This window comes from Streptococcus mitis, assembly GCF_946188685.1.
GTDB lineage: Bacteria > Bacillota > Bacilli > Lactobacillales > Streptococcaceae > Streptococcus > Streptococcus mitis_CC.
Window position 1 is genome coordinate 46,679 of record NZ_CAMHWH010000008.1, and the last position, 20,446, is coordinate 67,124.

General features: G+C 38.7%; 20 protein-coding genes and 3 pseudogenes. 2 read left to right on the forward strand and 21 right to left on the reverse strand.

The window, feature by feature from the left end; genetic code table 11:
* Positions 1–56: 56 nt before the first annotated feature.
* Complete coding sequence (locus N8N51_RS08005; protein ID WP_261103986.1) at positions 57–965, forward strand: ATP-binding cassette domain-containing protein; 909 nt, start codon at positions 57–59, stop codon at positions 963–965.
* A gap of 10 nt (positions 966–975) precedes the next feature.
* Positions 976–1,728: an ABC-2 family transporter permease gene (locus N8N51_RS08010; protein ID WP_084946507.1), complete on the forward strand. Its 753-nt coding sequence runs from the start codon at positions 976–978 to the stop codon at positions 1,726–1,728.
* 40 nt (positions 1,729–1,768) lie between these two features.
* On the opposite strand, the gene N8N51_RS08015 is transcribed toward N8N51_RS08010, so the two are convergent.
* From N8N51_RS08015 to N8N51_RS08115, 21 genes and pseudogenes are all read right to left on the reverse strand, one after another.
* Positions 1,769–2,647: a sensor histidine kinase gene (locus N8N51_RS08015; protein WP_261103987.1), complete on the reverse strand. Its 879-nt coding sequence runs from the start codon at positions 2,645–2,647 to the stop codon at positions 1,769–1,771.
* On the reverse strand, positions 2,644–3,345 hold the full coding sequence (locus tag N8N51_RS08020) for a response regulator transcription factor (protein ID WP_261103988.1): 702 nt from the start codon (positions 3,343–3,345) through the stop codon (positions 2,644–2,646). Before N8N51_RS08020 ends, N8N51_RS08015 begins: the two co-directional genes overlap by 4 nt.
* A gap of 190 nt (positions 3,346–3,535) precedes the next feature.
* The gene (aguB, locus tag N8N51_RS08025) at positions 3,536–4,411 is read right to left on the reverse strand and encodes an N-carbamoylputrescine amidase (RefSeq protein WP_261033698.1); all 876 of its coding nucleotides are present in this window, start codon (positions 4,409–4,411) and stop codon (positions 3,536–3,538) included.
* Between the two features lie 9 nt (positions 4,412–4,420).
* Positions 4,421–5,506, reverse strand: coding sequence for an agmatine deiminase (gene aguA / locus N8N51_RS08030; RefSeq protein ID WP_261056989.1), 1,086 nt, complete (start codon positions 5,504–5,506; stop codon positions 4,421–4,423).
* Entirely contained in the window at positions 5,503–6,630 is a 1,128-nt protein-coding gene (nspC, locus tag N8N51_RS08035) for a carboxynorspermidine decarboxylase (protein ID WP_261056990.1), read from the reverse strand. The genes aguA and nspC overlap by 4 nt, the downstream gene beginning before the upstream one ends.
* Positions 6,630–7,889 (reverse strand): annotated as a pseudogene (locus N8N51_RS08040) (saccharopine dehydrogenase family protein). The gene nspC and the pseudogene N8N51_RS08040 overlap by 1 nt, the downstream one beginning before the upstream one ends.
* Positions 7,886–8,746: a polyamine aminopropyltransferase gene (speE, locus tag N8N51_RS08045; RefSeq protein ID WP_261056992.1), complete on the reverse strand. Its 861-nt coding sequence runs from the start codon at positions 8,744–8,746 to the stop codon at positions 7,886–7,888. The pseudogene N8N51_RS08040 and the gene speE overlap by 4 nt, the downstream one beginning before the upstream one ends.
* Entirely contained in the window at positions 8,747–10,207 is a 1,461-nt protein-coding gene (locus tag N8N51_RS08050; protein ID WP_261056993.1) for an aminotransferase class I/II-fold pyridoxal phosphate-dependent enzyme, read from the reverse strand.
* Between the two features lie 559 nt (positions 10,208–10,766).
* Positions 10,767–10,880, reverse strand: a pseudogene (locus N8N51_RS08055) (type II toxin-antitoxin system death-on-curing family toxin); the annotation flags it as partial.
* Between the two features lies 1 nt (position 10,881).
* A complete protein-coding gene (locus N8N51_RS08060; protein ID WP_261103989.1) occupies positions 10,882–11,598 on the reverse strand; it encodes an alpha/beta fold hydrolase in 717 nt (238 codons plus the stop codon).
* Between the two features lie 3 nt (positions 11,599–11,601).
* Entirely contained in the window at positions 11,602–11,913 is a 312-nt protein-coding gene (locus N8N51_RS08065; protein WP_061475244.1) for a hypothetical protein, read from the reverse strand.
* 119 nt (positions 11,914–12,032) lie between these two features.
* Positions 12,033–13,775, reverse strand: coding sequence for a glycoside hydrolase family 13 protein (locus tag N8N51_RS08070; protein ID WP_261103990.1), 1,743 nt, complete (start codon positions 13,773–13,775; stop codon positions 12,033–12,035).
* A 173-nt stretch (positions 13,776–13,948) separates the two neighbouring features.
* Complete coding sequence (locus N8N51_RS08075; protein ID WP_261103991.1) at positions 13,949–14,440, reverse strand: phosphoribosylanthranilate isomerase; 492 nt, start codon at positions 14,438–14,440, stop codon at positions 13,949–13,951.
* A 63-nt stretch (positions 14,441–14,503) separates the two neighbouring features.
* Positions 14,504–15,385, reverse strand: a complete 882-nt coding sequence (locus N8N51_RS08080) for a diacylglycerol/lipid kinase family protein (protein ID WP_261103993.1) — start codon at positions 15,383–15,385, stop codon at positions 14,504–14,506.
* A 110-nt stretch (positions 15,386–15,495) separates the two neighbouring features.
* Complete coding sequence (locus N8N51_RS08085) at positions 15,496–16,350, reverse strand: ADP-ribosylglycohydrolase family protein (protein WP_261089029.1); 855 nt, start codon at positions 16,348–16,350, stop codon at positions 15,496–15,498.
* A 43-nt stretch (positions 16,351–16,393) separates the two neighbouring features.
* Positions 16,394–17,023: an ABC-2 transporter permease gene (locus tag N8N51_RS08090; RefSeq protein WP_261014522.1), complete on the reverse strand. Its 630-nt coding sequence runs from the start codon at positions 17,021–17,023 to the stop codon at positions 16,394–16,396.
* A complete protein-coding gene (locus N8N51_RS08095; protein WP_049502573.1) occupies positions 17,023–17,871 on the reverse strand; it encodes an ABC transporter ATP-binding protein in 849 nt (282 codons plus the stop codon). Before N8N51_RS08095 ends, N8N51_RS08090 begins: the two co-directional genes overlap by 1 nt.
* Positions 17,864–18,244 carry a GntR family transcriptional regulator gene (locus N8N51_RS08100; RefSeq protein WP_049502574.1) on the reverse strand — a complete coding sequence of 127 codons (381 nt, stop codon included), beginning with the start codon at positions 18,242–18,244 and terminating at the stop codon, positions 17,864–17,866. The genes N8N51_RS08095 and N8N51_RS08100 overlap by 8 nt, the downstream gene beginning before the upstream one ends.
* 208 nt (positions 18,245–18,452) lie before the next feature.
* Positions 18,453–18,581: pseudogene (locus N8N51_RS08105) on the reverse strand (ADP-ribosylglycohydrolase family protein); the annotation flags it as partial.
* 11 nt (positions 18,582–18,592) lie between these two features.
* A complete protein-coding gene (locus tag N8N51_RS08110; protein ID WP_049544633.1) occupies positions 18,593–19,399 on the reverse strand; it encodes an alpha/beta hydrolase in 807 nt (268 codons plus the stop codon).
* 203 nt (positions 19,400–19,602) lie between these two features.
* Positions 19,603–20,220, reverse strand: coding sequence for an RpiB/LacA/LacB family sugar-phosphate isomerase (locus N8N51_RS08115; protein WP_049544634.1), 618 nt, complete (start codon positions 20,218–20,220; stop codon positions 19,603–19,605).
* Between the last annotated feature and the right edge of the window lie 226 nt (positions 20,221–20,446).

Below are 20,446 nucleotides of genomic sequence, written 5' to 3' on the forward strand. Positions count from 1 at the left end.
CTTTGATTTCTATACTTTATACTAAAGTTAACAAAATAAATCAAAAGGAGAGAATCATGAAAACAGTACTCGACATTCATGGATTGTCCAAAAACTTTGCCAAACAAGCTATTCTTCAGGATCTTCATCTAACGATAAGAGAGGGAGATATTTATGGACTTATCGGGAAGAACGGAGCTGGGAAGACTACCTTAATAAAAATCATTACGCAACTACTCTTTGCGGATAAAGGAACTGTTTCCCTCTTTTCTAGCCAAATGGAAAATGAGTGGACCAAGTCTCTATCTCGAGTAGGTTCAGTTATCGAATCACCTGTAGCTCATAATCACTTAACAGCCTATCAAAACCTGAAATATTACTGTATGATTCGTCATATTCCAAATGCCGATCAAGTCATTCGAGAAACGCTGGACTATGTAGGCTTGTCAGATACAGGTAAAAAAGTCTTTCGAGATTTCTCTCTTGGAATGAAGCAAAGACTTGGCATCGCCATTGCCCTCCTATCCAAACCAGACTTCCTGATCTTAGATGAACCTATCAACGGTCTCGACCCAATTGGTATCAAAGAATTTCGTCTGATGATTCAACGGCTCAATCAAGAAAAAGGGATCACCATTCTCATTTCTAGCCATATCTTGTCAGAACTCTACCTCGTAGCAAATCGTTTTGGTATTTTAGATCAAGGCAAGATTATCCGTGAAATCAGCAAAGCTGAATTTGAAACACTAAGTGAGGATTATATTGTGCTTAAGACAGCTGACCAAGAGAAAGCTTGTCAAGTATTGAAAGAACAAATCCAGCTCCAGTTCAAGGTTGTCAATCCTGAGAATGAAATCCACATCTTTGGTCAGGAACAAGATGTCAAACAGATTCTTAAGGAATTAACCTTGGCAGATGTTGCCATTGACGAGATTTACTATGCCCGTCAAAACCTAGAAGAATACTTCACTCAATTGGTCGAATAGGAGAAAAATCATGATACATACCATTCAAGCAGACTTTTACCGTCTTTTCCGTTCCAAAGGATTCTGGATTACAGAGTTCATTCTCTTTGTACTCTTGCTACTGGGTGCCACTATCGGGGCTACAGGACATTTAATGGCAGTTCAGACAACACCTCCAGAAACTCGAACCCATGGTTGGAATGGGATAGAAGCTCTTATCAATGCGTCTAGCAATGATTCAAACCTCGTTTTTCTCTGCATTATTCTAGTGTGTTTAGTTCTTGGGGTCGATTTAATCGGCAAGCTTTATAAAAATAGTTTGACAGTTGGCGTTTCTCGTACAGAGTTTTTCCTTGCTAAATCCTTTGTTCTAGCAAGTATCGCTCTCTTACAACTCATCGCCAGCCTTGTGATTGCTTTTGTTCCCTCAACTCTACTAAACGGACTTGGTACGATACCTGATGGTTTTGTTACTAATCTCCTCTTAATGATTTTCCTTCAATTTCTCTGCCTTCTCGCTTGGCTTTCGATTATTTCCTTTATTCTCTACCTGACTCATTCTTATCTTGCCGTATTTATTGGTTATCTGATTAGCTCTATCATCCTTTCTATGCCAATGATCATTTTTCCAAATATCAAATTTTTACCATATTTGTCCTTGCATTTTTCCTATGCTATGACTGCTAATAGTGAATCCATTTTCTATACACTTATAGTTACCTTAGCTGTTATTGTAATCTTTAATCTAAGTGGACTGGCAGTTTTCAAAAAGAAAAGTTTATAAAAAATGACCTCCTCTAGCCTACAGAGGAGGTTTCTTTTTGTTAAAAGTAAATAAAAACTGATAACCATTGCCCATCTGTGCTTAGTTTCATCTCTGCACCGAGAAGATGGCATAATTCCTCAGTGATATAAAGTCCTAAACCAGAGGATTCTTCAGTATCTGATAGATTTTCAGAATAAAAACGGTTGCTGAGCTTTTCTATTCTTTTGATAGGCTGTTTGACAAGGTTTGCAATCTCTAAGACAAGCTGTTCCTGTTCCTTTCTCAAAGATAGCCGCGCTTCTTCCTTGCCATGTTTGAGGACATTTCCAAGCAAATTTTGTAGAATTCGATCCAGCAAATCTTCATCAGTCCTTATTTTCAAACCAGCTTCAACCTTAAAATCAAGCATGATATTTGCCGCCTGAAAAACATCATAATAAGCTAGAGTCTTTTTGGTGATAAAAGCTGAAAGATCCACTTCTTCCAGTTTCGGTTTGACAGCCCCTTCCATCAAACGACGGTATTCTAGGAGAGCCTCCAAACGTTTGGAAACTAAATCAAGATGCTGGGCTATTTTTTGTAAGGTTTCTGCTTTGTTTTCAGGAGTTTTTATCAATTGTTGGGTGTAGCCTGAAGCGATAGTCAAAGGCGTCCGAATATCATGAGCGATATTGCTGATGGCCATATCCAGAGTCTGTTTTTCCCTTTTCATCACCAATCGAGATTGTTCCACTTCTTGAAATAGATTTTCAATTTGCTGGTAGAGATGTAAAAAATGTTTGGAAAAAATGTTGACTCCGACTCTTTTCATACTACCCGTGAGAATCTTGTCTTCAATCTGTTGACTCAAGTTTTTAAGTGCTAGATGGTAGCGAATCAATGCAATCGATAAAATAATTAGGAGTACCAGTAGAACAAAAATTATCATGTAGGTCATTGCTTGTCTCCTTTTAATCTTACCCCAACGCCCCAGATGGTTTCAATATATTCTTGATTTGGGTCAAGCTGGTTTAATTTTTTACGAAGATTACTCAAATGCGTATTGAGAGTATTATCTCCAGGTAGGTAGCTATCCTCCCAGACCAATTCATAAAGTTCTTCCTTGGTGAAAATTTTCTTTGGATATTTAAGGAGAGTTTGGAGAATCAAGCATTCTTTCTTGGCAAGGCGAATCGTTTCCTGACTATTTTTGATTTCAAAACTTTCGGCATCAAACTGGATATTTTTCAAGTTTTGTGGCAGATTTTCAGTGTTTCCTATTTCCATAGGCTGTTTTTCTGCACTTTGGCGTAATTGAACAGTAACTCTGGCAAAGACTTCGTCCAAATCAAAAGGTTTGACTATGTAATCATTGGCACCGTCTAAGAGATATTGACTGATTAACTTTTTATCGCTCAGAGCCGTTAGCATAATGACTGGAATTTGACTTTGTTCCCTGATAGCTTTTAAAACCTGATCCCCATTTTTCCCAGGAAGCATGATATCTAGCAAAACGAGGTCAATCCCACCTTGGTCAAAACGCATGATTCCTTCTGTACCAGAAAAGGCTTGAACCACCTCATGCTCCTCAGTAAGAAGTGCTCGTAAAATCTCTTGAATGTCACTATTGTCTTCAATAACCAATATCCTAGCCATAAATACCAACCTTTCTGCAACTATTATAGCATGTTTTATTGATAAAGCTTAAACAGAAAAGCTCCTCGCATAAAAGCGCAAGAAAGCCTTTGAGGGTTAAAATATAAAATCCACTTGTTAGATGACCTAGTACCTTATAGTTGCTAATAAGAAGTTAATCTAGCAGAATGAATCTCTCATTTCTCTCCTACTAGTCCGTAATGCGTTGATACATTTCGGGTCTTCTATCTCGAAACAAGCCCCAGTTTAGGCGTTCGCTTGCTCCCTTGTCTAGGTCATAAGTAGCTAACAGAACAGCTTCAGCTTGTCTTTCAGCTCGCTCTAGAATAGCTCCGGTTTCATCCGTCATAAAGGATGAACCGTAGAAGTCAAGACTGGAACTCTGTCCACCATTTTCCTCACTAGGAGTGACTTCTTCCAAGCCATAGCGATTGGCAGCAATAACTGGGACAATATTTGCTGCTGCGTGTCCTTGCATGGTACGTTGCCAATGACCACAACTATCTGTATCCAAAATCGGCTCTGAACCGATGGCTGTAGGATAAAAGAGCAATTCAGCACCATTTAACGCAAGACAGCGCGCTGTTTCAGGGAACCATTGATCCCAACAGATACCGATCCCAATCTTGGCATAGCGAGTATCCCAGACCTTGAAACCTGTGTTACCGGGTGTGAAATAAAACTTTTCTTGATAATAATGATCATCTGGTATGTGGGTTTTCCGATAAACGCCCAGCACTTCCCCATCTGCATCAATAACGGCAATAGAGTTATATAAGACATTACCATCTTTTTCATAGAAACTGATCGGTAAAACGACCTGTAGTTCCTTAGCAATGGTTTTAAAATGCTGAATGGCTGTATTGTCTGTCACCGACTGGGCATGCTGGTAGTAGTCATACTGACGTTCCTGACAAAAGTATGGACGTTCAAACAATTCGGGTAAAAGAATAATTTGTGCGCCTTGTTCTGCAGCCTGACGTACTAAACGCTCTGCTGTTTGAATATTTGTTGCCACATCCTTGGCACATTGCATCTGAATGGCTGCAACTCTTACATTTCTCATCTTTTTCTCCTATTCTGGGATTTGTTGGGTGATACAGTGAATATTGCCACCACCTAAAAGAATATCTCTGGCTGGAATTCCGACAACTTTACGGTCTGGGAAACACTTACTGAGGATATCTAAGGCCACTTGATCGTTTTTATCTTGAAACTGGGGAACAAGGACAGCCTTGTTGGAGATATAAAAGTTTACGTAGGAAGCTGCTAGTCGTTCACCTGCGTATCGCTCTTCTTCTCCTTCTTCATAGATGTAGCCTGGCAAATCCTCTTCTGTCACAACTTGACGAACTGCAGGGATAGGCAATTTATGAATGGTGAAGTGACGACCTTTTGCATCTGTTTCTTGCTCTAAGAGTTCGAGATCTGCTTTTGACATGGCATGCTGAGGATCACTTTTATCGTCCGTCCAAGCCAAGACAAGCTCAGCAGGACCAACGAAGGCAGCAACATTGTCAATGTGTTCATTGGTTTCATCCTGATAAATACCATAAGAAAGCCAGATGACTTTTTCAGCTCCAAGGCACTCTAATAAGGTATTCTCGATTTCCTCTTTAGTCAGGTTAGGATTGCGACCAGGACTAAGCAAGCAACTTTCAGTCACAAGAATGGTTCCTTGACCATCGCTATGTATCGCTCCGCCTTCCAGTACAAAAGGTTTGGCATCGTAAACAGGCATTTCCAAGGCCTCAGCAAAACGACTGGCTACTTGGTCATCATCTTCATAGTCTTGGTAGAGACCATCAACAGCACCACCCCAAGCATTGAAAGACCAGTCTACTGCCAACTTTTCCCTTTTATCATTAAGGAGAATAGTCGGACCTGTATCACGCGCCCAGGCATCATTGGTGGGAATGTCTAAATAAACAACCTTGTCTCCAAGATAAGATTGGGCTTCAGATAGATAATCTTGCTCTACCAAAAGATAGACTCTTTCCCCTTCTGCTATGGTTTTGATAATCTGGCTAAATGCTGCTTTAGCAGCTTTTCCTTGAAAAGGCCATGATCCTGGTCGAGTCGGCCATATCATGAGGGTACCATGATGGGGTTCGTACTCTGCTGGCATGCGATAGCCTAATTTTTTGGGACTGTCCATCATGATAATCTCCCTTTAAAATCTTGATATCCAAAGGCTTTGACTAAGCTACAGTCTCCCTGTTCGTCCATGAGATAGAGACTTGGCAAACCAATACCGTTAAAGGTATTATTTTTGACAAAGGAATAAATGGCCATGTCTTCGAAATAAAGTCTGTCTCCGATTTGAACTGGATTTTCAAAGCTATAATCACCGATCACATCTCCTGTCAGACAAGTATTGGAAGAAAGTCTATAGGTATGGGCTTTTTCCTGTGCCTCAAAGCCATTTCTCAAAGGTGGACGATAGGGCATCTCAAGTACGTCAGGCATATGGCAGGTCGCGGAGGCATCTAAAACCAAGATTTCCATACCGTTTTCGACAATATCTAATACCTCAGTCGCTAGATAACCCGCATTGAGCGCAATGGCTTCACCCGGCTCGATATAGATTTCAAGATTGTAAGTTTCTCGGATACGCTTGATTTCTGAAATCAGCAAATCCACATCGTAACCTTCTCTTGTGATGTGGTGTCCGCCCCCAATATTGAGCCATTTGACCTGATGCAAATACGGTCCAAATTGTTCTTCTACTGCTTTCAAAGTTGTCTCTAAATCATCTGCTCCCTGCTCGCAAAGGGTGTGAAAATGAAGACCATCCACCAAATCCAGCAAATCACTCGGTATCTTGTCTGAAGTTACTCCAAAACGGGAGCCAGGTGCACAAGGGTCATAGAGCGCATGGTCACCTTGAGTTGAACACTGAGGGTTGAGGCGCAAACCAACACTGACACCAGCCTCCCGACAACGAGCCCCATGTTTACGCAACTGTCTCTCTGAGTTAAAGACGATATGGTCCGTTATCTCCAGCAATTCCTCCAAGTCATCATCCTTGAAAGCAGGTGCAAAGACATGGACTTCACCAGGAAATTCTTCCCTTGCCAATTTGGCCTCATAGAGTCCACTGGCTGTCGTACCTGATAGATACTGGCTAATCAAGGGATAGGTTTTGTAGAGGGAGTATGCCTTCTGGGCAAGTAAAACCTTGCAGCCAGCTTCTTCTTGAACATAATGTAGAATACGGCAATTGGCTTCTAATTTGGCTAGGTCAATAACATAGGCTGGTGTTGGTACTTGTTCTAGCTTCATTAGTCCACCATTTGTGGATTTTCAACCACAACCCAAGGTAAACCATACTCATTCAAAGCTTCCATGAATGGATCTGGATCCAATTCTTCAAGGTTATAGACTCCAGCTTGTTTCCAAGTACCGTTCATAACTAATTTTGTCCCAATCATGGCTGGAACACCTGTTGTGTAAGAAATAGCTTGTGAACCAACTTCTGCGTAACATTCCTGATGGTCACAAACATTGTAGATGTAGATGGTCTTTTCAACACCATCCTTGACACCTGTAAAGATACATCCAATATTGGTTTTACCTACAGTACGTGGGCCAAGGCTAGCAGGATCTGGAAGCAAGGCTTTTAAAAATTGGATTGGAACAATTTCTTGGCCGTTGAAGTTAATGGCATCCGTACGAAGGAGTCCAACATTTTCAAGACATTTCATATGAGTCAAGTAAGATTGACCAAAGGTCATAAAGAAACGAATACGTTTGACACCTGGAATGTTCTTAGCCAATGATTCGATTTCTTCGTGGTGAAGGAGATACATGTCTTTTTGTCCAACTTGAGGGAAATCGTACTCACGCTTGATAGACATGGCTTCCACTTCGACCCATTCCCCATCTTCCCAGTAAGAACCTGGCGCAGAAACCTCGCGGAGATTGATTTCTGGGTTAAAGTTTGTCGCAAATGGATAACCGTGGTCACCACCATTACAGTCTAAAATGTCGATATAGTGGATTTCATCAAAATAATGTTTAAGGGCGTAAGCTGAAAAGACACTAGTCACACCTGGGTCAAAACCAGAACCAAGAAGAGCAGTCAAGCCTGCTTCCTTGAATTTTTCTTGATAAGCCCATTGCCATGAGTAGTCAAAGTAGGCTGTAAATCCAAGTTATTTGCAACGTTTCTCATAGATAGCACGCCACTCAGGATCTTCTGTATCCTCAGCCTCGTAGTTGGCTGTATCGATATAGTGAACACCTGTTGCCAAACAAGCATCCATGATAGTCAAGTCTTGATAAGGCAAAGCTACGTTCAAAACAGCTTCTGGTTTATAGCTTTCAATCAGGGCAATCACTTCTTCAACCTTGTCAGCATCAAGAGCAGCTGTCTCAATCTTTGTACTTGTTTTGCCTTCCAGTTTAGCCTTCAAGTCATCACATTTTGACTTGGTACGGCTAGCAATCATAATCTCTGTAAAAGTTTCGCTATCTTGGCAAATCTTTGAAATAGCAACTTGGGCAACGCCCCCACATCCAATAACTAATAAACGACTCATTTTTTTCCTTCCTCTTCTTCTAAAATGTCCTCAACATACTTGGGCAACATAAAGGCTCCCACGTGCAAGTTTGCAGTGTAGTATTCTGTGAAAAGCTGGCGTTTTTTCCAGCCATCCTTGTCAAAATCTTTGACAGGGTGGTATTTTTTCGATGCAAATCCAAACAACCAATAGCCAGCTGGGCTAGTTGGAATATGGGCCTGATAGACCCGACTGATTGGAAAGGCTTGATTGACCTTGCGATGCATGCTTCGGCAAGCTGACTCATCCTCGTCAAAGAAGGGACTCCCATGCTGGTAAATCATGATGCCGTCTTCTTTCAAGGCTCTGTAACTGTTGCCGTAAAATTCCTTGGTAAAGAGCCCTTCCGTGTGTCCAAATGGATCTGTCGCATCGTTGATGATAATATCGTAGTCATCTTCGCAGTTTCGCAAAAAGCGTAGCCCATTTTGGTAGTAAATGGTAACACGAGGATCATCTAGCCCTGCGGCAAAATCTGGGAAATACTCACGACAAACCTCGACCAACATCTCATCCGGTTCCACGATATCGATTTGCTCCAGTTCAGGATAGAGTGTTAAGACTTGAGCAACACCGCCGTCGCCACCCCCAATAACCAAGACTTTCTTGGGATTTGGGTGGACAGCCATGGGAACGTGGACGGTCATTTCGTTGTAGACAAAATCATCCGCATCTGAAAACAAGACATGCCCATTTAAAATCAGTATTTTACCAAAAGCCGGCGTATCCAAGACTTCGATATCCTGCCATTCACTTTTTCCAGCGTAGAGTTGCTTGGCTGTTCTCAGGGACAATTTCACATCTGGAGTATGAACTTCAGAAAACCATAAATCCATCTAGTTCTCCTTTCTCTTAATGACGTTGATGTGATTGACCTCGGGATCTTCTGTCCCTTGGAGGGAGCAACCACGTTCCTTGGCAAATTGGATATAGTCTACAATTTCACGTGTAATGCGTTCACCAGGAGCCAAGATAGGAATCCCTGGAGGATAGCACATGACAAATTCCCCACAGACTTGCCCAACGGACTCGTCCAAGGTTAAACTTCTTCTCTCTGAATAGAAGGCTTCCTGAGGAGACAGGACTAGCTCAGGCTGGATATATTCTCCAGCTATCAAGTCCTTCCCATCTCGTGAATAGAGTCTCTTGATATCGGCCAAAGCACCGACCAAGCGCTCGATGTCTTGGATGCGGTCACCAATCGAAATATAGGCCAAGATATTGCCGATATCACCAAACTCGATCTGAATGTCGTATTCATCTCGCAGGAGGTCATAAACCTCAATACCTGTTAAGCCAATACCCTGAGTGTAAACTGACAGCTTGGTTACATCAAAATCACATACCGACACACCATCTATTAACTCTTTTGAGTAGGCATAGTAACCACCAATGGCATTGATTTCACGACGAGCGTACTCGGATAGTTCAATGACCTTCTCAAACGACTCTTTACCACGAAGGGCCAAGTTGCGACGTGAAATATCCAAACTAGCCATCAATAAGTAAGAGGCGGAGGTTGACTGGGTCAGGTTGATAATCTGACGAACGTACTCAGGATTCATCTGCTCCCCGATTAAAAGAAGCGAACTTTGGGTCAAACTCCCACCAGACTTATGCATGGAGACTGCTGCCATATCAGCACCTGCATCCATAGCAGAAATTGGAAGTTTATCTGTAAAATGCAAATGCGCTCCGTGGGCTTCATCTACTAAAACCATCATGCCAGCTTCATGAGCCATTTCTGTCAACCCCTTTAGGTCTGAACAGATTCCGTAGTAAGTAGGATTGTTAATCAAAATGGCCTTGGCATCTGGATGGTCCTTTATTGCCTTGGCTACTCGGTCATTTTCAAGACCTAAAGCGATACCAATCTTAGGATCCACGCTCATCTCGATATAGATGGGAATGGCACCACATAGAACCAGCGCATTGATAGCAGATTTATGGACATTACGTGGCAGAATAATCTTATCTCCAGTCTTGCAGGTTGACAGAATCATAGTCTGTACCGATGAAGTTGTTCCCCCAATCATGAGAAAGGCATGGCTAGCTCCAAAAGAATCCGCCGCTAGCTCCTCTGCATCTCGAATAATCGAAATAGGGTGCCCAAGATTATCCAAGGGTTTCATCGAATTGACATCAATGCCAACACATTTTTCACCTAACAGTTCGACAAGTTCTGGATTTCCCCGTCCGCGTTTGTGACCTGGAACATCAAAGGGAACAATCCTTTTCTTGCGTAACTTCACCAAGGCCTCATAAATTGGGGCTTGGTTTTGATCTAACTCTTTCAAGACATACTCCTTTCCATATTTTTAGAACCTTATGAAAACTAAGGAACTAAAGGTTGACTCATGAAAAAAGAGCAGGTTTTCACCTGCTCTGCAATCTTCTGACGTTTTTATGTTTGTTTCTGTTGAGTATGTCTGTTCCCGATGTTTCCTAACTCTCTAGTAGCAAATATTACGTACTTTATTGATCGTTTCACAAGATGACGTGTGCTTTCACCACACTAAAAATTTATGAATTAGGACAAGTGTCCTAACATCAACTTATAAAAGTAGGCTTTTAACCCTATCAATAATATGGTTTTTCAACCATGCTTCGGCATTCAACCCTGCCTGTCCGTAGGCATTTTTTACTCGGGTTTATATTTGCTAGAAAACATCATCTTATTTTCTAAGCTTTATTAATATAACATACTTCCAACACTCTGTAAAGTACTTTTTTGAAAAAAAATCTATTTTTGTTCGGAAAAATAATATTTTATATAGATTTGTATAAGTTGTATAATGTGAAAGCGGATATAAAAAGAACTAGTCCACTAGTTCTTTTAAATGTATCTTAACGATTAATCGTAACAGAAAAACGATAGCCATTTAATTGTATAAATTTCACCAAAACGAATAAAGCAGTTCGTTTATTAGCATTGGCAAAAACATGCTTTTTTTCAAGCAATACAAGTAGCTCATTGAGAATAAGCGAGCCACTCATTAATCAGACTAGCGACTTCTCTAGGTGCTTCAGTATAAAGCTCATGGCCAAAGTTCTCTAGAAAAATAGTATCAAAATAGTCTGGCAATTCTTTTAAGGCTTCCTCTCTCCGTGTAGCTTCATTAGAATAGCAAGGACTGATAAACAAGGTATCTCCCACTTCTCTTTTAAAAGCTTGTATTTTCCTCCGTAGGCGGAGTATCGCTTCCATATTTTCATAGTTTATAGATAACTCATATCTATTATACTCAGAATTCCAGTGATAGGACTGTCTTACGGCTTTCTCCATATTTTCTGACCAATGCTTTGCTTCAGATTTTTCTTTAGAAATAAGAACATCTAAGTCCGAAATAATTTGAGATTTGATATAGTTTTTAGTTTCCTCTAATTCCACATCTAAAGTTAAAATCTTATCTAAATCTAGATAGCCACCATCCAAAAGAATCAGTTTTTTCACTTCTTGAAATTCCGATGCGAGATAACGAGCCAAATCTCCTCCAAGAGAATGGCCTATCAGACAAATAGATTCTTCCTCTTCTATCGATTTTTTAAACCATGATTTCAATTCTGTTTCATCTCGAAGATGCTTTTCATATGGATTCAGAAAACAGACCTGCGAATCTAGTTCTTGAAGAAAATCCTTGCTATGATAGACATTGCTTCCCAAACCGCCAATAAAATATTTTTTCATTCTCTACTTAATACTATGCTTATTCATCTTTTGTTCAAAGATAGTCGTGATAATCTGGCGCAATTCTTCTCTTTCTTTTTCAGGAATTTCACCACTAGTTTGAGCTACTGCGTAGAGCTCAGGGTATTCAATAGAAATTCGCTTGATCGTACGTGTTGTCGCATGTTTTCTGACAAAAAACGGGATTCGCTTAATCAAGTCTTGTGGTACAAGCGCAAGAATTTTCTCAGCAGTTTCCTTGTCACTAATCTTAGACGTCGTAAGCCCCTTCTTAATCATTTCCTGTTCTTTTTCTGTAAAATCTTTTAATTCCATTCGATTGGTCCTCCTATATTCACTAAGTTAAATTATATACCAATTGTAGCAAGACGACAAATAGTCTGCTTGTAAAATCTTCTCTATACTACAATTTTCCTGTCGCTCATAATTGCTCTTTAATGAAAAATCACAAATCCATTTGGAGAAATCACAAGCTGATTCTCTAGTTCTTGGCAATTGCTTGCTAGTGCTACTGCTTCCTTTTCTAAAAGATAATCTTCTTTGGACTGGTTAAAAATGGCTTTGATGACTTGGTTATCGTAATTCCATTTCAAGGTTAGTACATCAGCTTTGATTTCTTGGAGGCTATACTTGCCGTGCTGAATGATTGCTGACGCATGTTTGCGAATCTTAATCAGCCTCTTCATAAAGTTCAGCATCTCATTGTCACTTGATACGTGTTCCCAAGGCATACAACGACGACAATCTGGATCTGGTCCTCCGGTTAAAGCTAACTCGGTTCCGTAATAAATGCACGGTGTTCCCTTTTGTAAAAAGAGAAAGGCTAGAGCTGATTTGACCTGTTGAACATTCTCATTGGCTGTCCACAAGATTCGCTCTGTATCATGCGAATCCAAGAGATTAAACATGACCTCTGAAATCTGCTGCTTGTAATACATAGACTGACCATTTATTTCATCGATGAATTGGTCTGTCTTCTTAATTCCTCGTAAGAAATAGTCCTTGATACTATCAGATAAAGGATAATTTATGACTGCATGGAACTCATCGCCATTTAGCCAAGGCTGAGACGTATGCCAGACTTCTCCTAGGATATAAAGATCAGGCTTTTTAGCTAAAACTGCCTTGCGAAAATCCTTCCAAAACTGATGGTCAATCTCATTAGCCACATCCAAACGCCAAGCATCAATATCAAACTCTTCAATCCAATAAGTCGCAACCTTTAAAAGATAGTCCTTGACCTCTGGATTGGCTGTATTTAGCTTAGGCATATAGTCCTCAAAACCAAAAGCATGATAGGGTAAATCCCTCTTATTAGCAAGCTTATCAGTCGTCACTGGGAATCGTTGAATACGGAACCAATCCTTGTAAGCAGACTCCTCACCGTTTTCGATAACATCTTGCCATTGAGGCGATTGCGAACCAATATGGTTAAATACAGCATCCAGCATGATTTTCATACCACGTCGATGAGCTTGCTCGACCAGCTCTCGAAAGGTTTCCTTGTCTCCAAAATGATGGTCAATTTCAAAGTAAGCTGTCGTATTGTACTTATGATTGCTCGTAGATTCAAAGATAGGACAAAGATAAAGTCCAGTAATACCCAAGTCTTGCAAATAATCCAGATGGTCAATAATCCCCTGTAAATCACCACCAAAGAAATCATCACTCTGAGGTGTGATAGATGAATCCCAGTCTAATGACCCTTCTGGGTTTAATAGAGCATTTCCATTAGCAAATCTCTCAGGAAATATCTGATACCATACCGTATTTGAAACCCAGTCAGGAACCATACAGGCATCAATTTCATGAAGATAAGGCAACTTAAATCCGTTTCCAATGGCATGAAGATTTTCTAGAGAATTTTCCACACACCCTTTATCGCCATACAAAATGCTTTGGCCTTCTGTATCCTTGAGTTCAAAGAGATACTGGATACGTGCAAAGTCAACAGACACTTCAACCTGCCAATGGTCAAATAAGGCATCAGAAGTTATCTTGGCCATTTTCTTTGTATCTTGATAAAACTCCTCCATAAAAATAAAAGGATCACCATAATGCAAGTTGATGCTTTCAATATCCCCTTTCTTAGTTCGAATCCGAATATGAATCTTCTTATCCTTATAAAGATAGGCGAACTCCGACTCAGGCCTATGGTAAATAGCGCTTAATTCCATCAATTTGTCTCCTTAAGTTCTAATTCAAATTTTATGCAAACGTTTTCATAGTTATGATTCTAGTATACTACTTTCGTATTTTATTTTCAAGGCTTGTCCGTAGATTCTAGTGGTTTGGTTCTATAAATAAAAAAGCAGCCAGTCTTACAACTTGCTACTTTTCAAATAATGATTTACAAATATCTTTGCAACCACTCTATTTTTTTAAAATCCTTATTGTTATTGTGATCATTTCGATAGGAATCTTGGGAAGAAGCCTTATAAATACTTAAAAACTGTTCTAGATTTGGAACGCGAAAAGTGATGTTTTCGAGATGAATCAGCTCTATATCTGATTCCGAAACTCCTGCAAAATCAGGTAAAGAATCGATACTTCCGAATTCAACACTCAGTCCATCTTTTTTGAATTCATGCTCATGAATATCTATTAAGTCATAGCCTAAGTGTTTCATCACTTTCATTATCTTGTCCCACTCATAAATTCTGAGATGATCAGGCGCTTCCCAACCTCTAGGATCACCAGGCACATGAATGTCAATGTCAGACGGCCTCCATTCTTCATTTGAACGGTATTCAAAACCCAAGGATCCCATGAGCGTCGGTGTGATTCCGATTTGGTTTAAATGAGAACAAATTGTTCGAAATTCATCAAATAGAGAATTCATTCCTCCTCCAATCGTTGATATAGAACTTAATTTCATTGTGAATAATAAACTAATTTTTACCTTCTACTCTTTCGGTTTTGAAAATACTTCTACTCGCTGAGATAGGACTTTGATTTCTACAGGTAGGTTATCCGATTTATCGCCATCAACATCTGACTCCAACTCACTATCTGAAGAGATCTTAATATTACGCGCTCTGATATACTCGATATTGTCATTTGAGACAACATCTCCTTTTAGCAAATCAGGAATGATGGATAATTTGGAGAATAGAGAAGCATCTTTCAGAATCAAAATATTGGCATAGCCGTCTTTGTTCTCTTCAAAGATTTTTTTGTCAGCAAAGTAATTTGTCAAGAGAACCAAAACATGGCTCGCTTCACCAACATAATTTCCATTTTCCGTCTCCACCTTAATGTTAAAGACTTGATCCGTCATAACAGACTTCATGGTATTTACAGCATAGGCTAAAATACCGAATTTTGTCTTGTCCTCGATTTCAACATTGTGAATCGCCTCAGGTAGAGAACCGATACTAAAGATATAACCAAAATAGTTATCATTTGCTTTACCGATATCAATCTTATTGGTTAAATCAAAATCCAGTTCATCAATAGCGCCATCGATGTCTTGATTGATTTCCAACAGTTTTGTAATGAGGTTACCCGTCCCACCTGGGATAATCCCTAACTTAGGAATGTAGTCTCTCTCAGCAATACCCGAAATGACTTCGTTGACAGTCCCATCTCCACCAAACACAACCACTGCATCGTACTGCTCACGAGAAGCTTCTTCAGCAAAATGTGTTGCATCCAGCGCTTTTTCGGTAATTTTGGTTTCCACGTGCTCAAAGTATTCTTTTGCTTTATTCTCCAGCTTTTCTTTGTAATCCAAAGCCTTCTCGCCACCAGAAGTAGGGTTGATAATTAACATTGCCTTTTTCATTAATTTCTCCTTAATTCTAAATAGAAATGTTTACATCTCGTCGTATGTAAGTAAATGTACTCTCATTATACAATGAAAATACAGAAAAGAGAAATATGACGTACTGGAGATTAATACGCTTTTATTCTATTGTCCCATCGTCTAACTACATCCTTTAAGGGTTCATCCAAGTAAGAATAGGCCTTATCCTTTATCCAATCAGGAATACCATAAGCTGCCTCGGCAATGCTACCAGTTATTGCTGCAAGTGTATCACTGTCGCCACCAAGTGAGATAGCATTTCTTATAGCATCTTCGAAGTCTCTACTTTCAAGAAAGGCAATAATGGCCTGAGGGACAGTTTCCTGACATGTTTCGTTAAAACGATAGTTAGGACGGATTTCATCTAAAGTTTGAAATAGATTGTAGCCGTATTCCTTCTCTATATAATCCTTAATCCGTCTTTTACACTCCGTAGGATTGTCGTTAATTGATTGCTCGTATTCTCTACAATAACCACCAAAGTAAAAACGACATAGAAAAATAGCATCAGCTGTAGCCATAGCGCCTTTGACACCTTCTGGATGATTATGAGTTACCTCTGCAGAAAGACTCGCAAGTTCTCTAGATGATGGCCACGTACCAGTTCTCTCATAGACATCACAGTCCATGAACCAAGCACATGGAGAAACACGCATAGCTGATCCATTCCCAAAGCTATTATAAGGCTCACGGTTATCGCTGTTTAGCCATGCATTAAACCGAGCACCATAATCAGCATTCGGATACAGTCTGCCATATTTCTTCATCGCGTCAATGAAGTCGTCTTTTTGTCCCCCATTCATAATCGCTTCTGCAACAGCACAGGTCATAACCGTGTCATCTGTAAAAAAGCAGTCCTTCCGAAATAAAGGAAAGTCCTTTGTTTTGATATTGTTCCATTCGTAAACAGAACCGACAATATCTCCAACGATTGCTCCTAGCATGAGATTCCTCCTTCTAAGTTTTTATAATCTCCTCTCAACTTCTCTAGTATTCTTTTTTCTCCATAATTAAAATAGATATTTTTATAGCAATTCCTATGATAACAATACTGACAAAAACCATTCCAATAAAAATCATTAAACTCGAATTCTTTAAGAAAAACTCCACAACATTAGTCAGTAAATCTGATTTTGCTTTAAAAAAACTAGATAGAGCAAATACTGTAAAGTATGTTATAACCATGATCAGCCTACCTTTTTCAGCCCCGTACTTAAGGATAAACGGAAGTTGAATAGCTGATATCAAAATACTTACAACTAATGTAATTAGTGAGATAAATATGATGCTGTCTATTAACATCTCTTTTTTTATTACCAATTGAACAAATAAACAAACTGAACCTACTAATCCAAAAACAAACGCAAAAAACAATTTACTTAGTACAAAGCTACTCTTTTTAATGGGCATGGAAAAGGCAAATTGTTCAAACTTCGATCTCGTATCATAGCCAAAAGCGATAGCAGTTAAAATTAACGGTATCATAGTACAAATAAGCGGTATCATAAAAATTTCATTTTCATATATCCCATAAACAATGAGTGCAATACAGAGAGTAATCGTTAATAGTAGTGTTTTCTTTAAAGTAGCTATATCTTTTAATATCAATGCAGTCATTATCTTTTATCTCCTTTCAAAAAATATATCATAATATCTTCGATAGAAGGTTTTTGTAATCTGATTCCATCTGGAATAAAATTTCTTTTAACAAGCATCTCTTGTCCAAATGCGTGTATCCTTCTCCCAATTATAGCTTCCTCATCAAGATTTTTAACTTCTTCATTAGATAAAGTACAGATAGCATAGTTTTCTTTGAGTTCATCCTTTGATTCAACAAAAAGTACTTTACCATCATTGATAAAAGCAATATAATCCGCCACTTTCTCTAAATCTGATAGGATATGTGACGATATTAAAATTGTATGATTTTCATCTTGAATAAAGTCAAGAAGAAAATCTAAAATTTCGTCCCGTACAATCGGATCCAATCCACTTGTAGCTTCATCCAAAATGAGAATTTCTGCTTTATGAGATAAAGCTACTGCCATCGATAATTTCATTCTCATTCCACGAGAATAACTTTGAATAGCCTGTTTTTCAGATAATTTAAATTTCTTTTTTAATTGATAGAAAAATTCTCTGTCCCATTTTGAATATACCCTTGAACAAAATTTTTCCAAATCAACGAGTGTCATTTCTTCCGGCACTAATAAATCATCAAACACTACTCCAATTTTATCTTTCAATTCAAGACTATTAGGATTATCATAACCTAAAATTTTAATTTCTCCTGAGTCTTTCTTAAGTAATCCTAACAATAATTTTATGGTTGTACTTTTACCAGCCCCGTTTTGGCCAATGTATCCGACAATAGAGCCTTTAGGAATAGAAAAATCTATCGGTCCTAATGTAAAGTCATCAAATTTTTTAACCAAGTTTTTGATTTCAATAGCAAAATCACTCATATTTTCCCTCCATATAACTACTAAACATCTCTACCAACTCATCATTGGTAACACCTGCAATCGCTGAAAGCTCAAGAATATCTTGCATTTTTGATTCGATTCGTTTCAAATATTCTTCTCGAATAAGCTCTTTATTTTGAGCTGCAACAAAATTACCTTTACCTTGAACTGAATTAATGAAACCATCAAGTTCTAGTTCATCAAAAGCTCTTTTAGCAGTTATCATACTCACTCGAAGTTCTTTAGCTAAAAATCTGATTGATGGTAATTGCTCGCCAACCTTTAATTCTCCCAAAATAATCTGAGCCTTTATTTGATTTTTAATCTGTAAATAAATCGGATTATCACTTGAATTATCAATCTGTATATTCACCCTCCATATCCTCCTAACTATCCAACTGTTATCTCTGTTTATATTATATCATAACAGCTATATAAGTTCAATATTTAACAATCTGTATGAGACACATTATTGTTTAAATTGATTCCTTTTCACTTTAAATTTTTTATATAACAAAAAGCCTTACAATCAAGGCTTTTCTTAATCACTTTCGTTAACAGTTTTATACGTTTTCACCATCAACAGCATAAGTCATAATCGTATCGTTAGTGAAAAAGCAGTCTTCCCTGAATAAAGGAAAGTCCTTCGTTTTGATATTGTTCCATTCGTAAACGGAACCTACAATGTCTCCAACTATTGCTCCTAGCATCCGTTTCCTCCTTATGGCATATCAGATTCGTTACACATTTCTAATAAATCACTCTTTAAAAATGGCACCACCAAATCAATCCACTCATGAGGCAGGTAAGCTGATAAATAGCCGTGGTTATAGCCCTTTGCTTCATACAAAATTGTATTTGAATGTAGCTGATGAAATAATTTCGCTGATTCTTTCACACAGTTCAATTCTTTTTCACCATAGATATACAGAACCTGAGCCTTGCTAGCAGAAATCATATCTTTCAGCTTGTAACGCCCCATATAGTTTTTGTAAATGGTTACCAATGTTTTGACAGGTGTCCTTGGCAGATCCTCCAAATAATAAGTTTTTATTTCCTCTGGATAAGCCAGTTTAGGATAGAGTTTGTTCATCATGCTTAACTGAAGTTTGCAAGAGAATTTATTGAACATCAGTTTACCAAATAGAGACACCAGAAAGATACTGATTTTAGCTAACCTTGGTTGAGGAATACAGAGGCTTCCGTCTATAATGGCCTTCTCAGCAATTTCACTGTCTAAAGACAAAAGCTCCATGGCAATTTGACCACCAAGTGAAACACCACCGATTGCAAACAACTTCCCACTACAGTTTGCTTTGATATAGTCTAGAATCTCCAAAGCAGAATCTTCAGTAGAAACATAATCAAGTTGATATTCCTCGCCGTGGCCATTCAAAGTGGGTAGAATAATACGGTATTTTTCTGACAAGATACGTGCTTGACGAAGATAATTCCACCAAGAACTGCCGCCACCGTGTATTAGTAAGATAGGAGGTAAATTCTTATCCCCAAATTCATGGAATTTCATGTTTAAACTCCTTACTGTAGAACTTTCACTAGCTAGTTTTCCTTGTTCAATCAGCTCTTAAAAGCAGTACCACATACTCGACATAAAACGAGTGAACACTATGTATGCCAAGTGAACATGTATGTGGGAACATGTCTATAAACCTTTTGACGATAGCATAAGGTTATCGTTAAAAGGTATTACCCCGACAAACTGTGATTTACTCATTTCATTAAATCAGCTATTTCTTTCTTCCCATACGCCTTTACATTCTGAATTACATTCTGTTTCCTCTTGATTGATTCAAGCAGTGATATATCTAGTATATTTACTAATTCTTTAAACTGAACCTGTCCGATTCTTCTTATCTCTTTAAGTTGCTCGGCATCTCTTATCTTTCTCTCTGCCTCACTTTTAGGGTATCCTTGCCCAAATGGCTCTGAGAAAAGAGCTTCTATTGTTTTTTCAAGATTTTCAGTACCTGACCATGTATAATCTTCACCTAATGGTAATGATATCGCATTTCCATTATTAATCTGAGCAAATAAATAGGCATCCTTCGGTGTAGGTGCATACCCGCAAATGACATCAGGCATACTATTACAAGCAAGCATCATTCCTTGTCCGGAAGAACAGCCCGTAACAACGAAATCAACTGTCCTACTTGCCAACAAGATACCTATAAGAATAGAAATTTCTATATACGAGTATTTTCCATTTTCTTCCATCGTACAGCCAAAATTTATAACCTCAGATTTCTTTGGAGCATACTTTAAAACAGCATCATAGATTATTTGATTTTTGCTCGCTTGCGAACTTGCTTGAATAACTCCGATTCTCATTCTTCCCCCTACAACTTCTAATTTAATTATTTCTTTTTCTTTGGTTTGGGTGCCGGTAATTCATCATATATTGAATTGAACAAGCCTTTATTTTCTACACTTCATTTATTCACTGGTTGCAACTTTTGACATCAAAACTACCGCCTCCACATATGATAATATTTTTCTTTTATACTAACAAACAAAAGGCAGTAAAAATCATTTTAGAATGATACTGTGGAACGGA

What these genes read in the sequence shown, in the direction of transcription:
- N8N51_RS08005 (WP_261103986.1), top strand. Translation starts at nt 57, where the DNA reads ATGAAAACAGTACTCGACATTCATGGATTGTCCAAAAACTTTGCCAAA.
- N8N51_RS08010 (WP_084946507.1), top strand. Translation starts at nt 976, where the DNA reads ATGATACATACCATTCAAGCAGACTTTTACCGTCTTTTCCGTTCCAAA.
- N8N51_RS08015 (WP_261103987.1), bottom strand. Translation starts at nt 2,647, where the DNA reads ATGACCTACATGATAATTTTTGTTCTACTGGTACTCCTAATTATTTTA.
- N8N51_RS08020 (WP_261103988.1), bottom strand. Translation starts at nt 3,345, where the DNA reads ATGGCTAGGATATTGGTTATTGAAGACAATAGTGACATTCAAGAGATT.
- aguB (WP_261033698.1), bottom strand. Translation starts at nt 4,411, where the DNA reads ATGAGAAATGTAAGAGTTGCAGCCATTCAGATGCAATGTGCCAAGGAT.
- aguA (WP_261056989.1), bottom strand. Translation starts at nt 5,506, where the DNA reads ATGATGGACAGTCCCAAAAAATTAGGCTATCGCATGCCAGCAGAGTAC.
- nspC (WP_261056990.1), bottom strand. Translation starts at nt 6,630, where the DNA reads ATGAAGCTAGAACAAGTACCAACACCAGCCTATGTTATTGACCTAGCC.
- speE (WP_261056992.1), bottom strand. Translation starts at nt 8,746, where the DNA reads ATGGATTTATGGTTTTCTGAAGTTCATACTCCAGATGTGAAATTGTCC.
- N8N51_RS08060 (WP_261103989.1), bottom strand. Translation starts at nt 11,598, where the DNA reads ATGAAAAAATATTTTATTGGCGGTTTGGGAAGCAATGTCTATCATAGC.
- N8N51_RS08065 (WP_061475244.1), bottom strand. Translation starts at nt 11,913, where the DNA reads ATGGAATTAAAAGATTTTACAGAAAAAGAACAGGAAATGATTAAGAAG.
- N8N51_RS08070 (WP_261103990.1), bottom strand. Translation starts at nt 13,775, where the DNA reads ATGGAATTAAGCGCTATTTACCATAGGCCTGAGTCGGAGTTCGCCTAT.
- N8N51_RS08075 (WP_261103991.1), bottom strand. Translation starts at nt 14,440, where the DNA reads ATGAATTCTCTATTTGATGAATTTCGAACAATTTGTTCTCATTTAAAC.
- N8N51_RS08080 (WP_261103993.1), bottom strand. Translation starts at nt 15,385, where the DNA reads ATGAAAAAGGCAATGTTAATTATCAACCCTACTTCTGGTGGCGAGAAG.
- N8N51_RS08085 (WP_261089029.1), bottom strand. Translation starts at nt 16,350, where the DNA reads ATGCTAGGAGCAATCGTTGGAGATATTGTCGGTTCTGTTTACGAATGG.
- N8N51_RS08090 (WP_261014522.1), bottom strand. Translation starts at nt 17,023, where the DNA reads ATGACTGCATTGATATTAAAAGATATAGCTACTTTAAAGAAAACACTA.
- N8N51_RS08095 (WP_049502573.1), bottom strand. Translation starts at nt 17,871, where the DNA reads ATGAGTGATTTTGCTATTGAAATCAAAAACTTGGTTAAAAAATTTGAT.
- N8N51_RS08110 (WP_049544633.1), bottom strand. Translation starts at nt 19,399, where the DNA reads ATGAAATTCCATGAATTTGGGGATAAGAATTTACCTCCTATCTTACTA.
- N8N51_RS08115 (WP_049544634.1), bottom strand. Translation starts at nt 20,220, where the DNA reads ATGAGAATCGGAGTTATTCAAGCAAGTTCGCAAGCGAGCAAAAATCAA.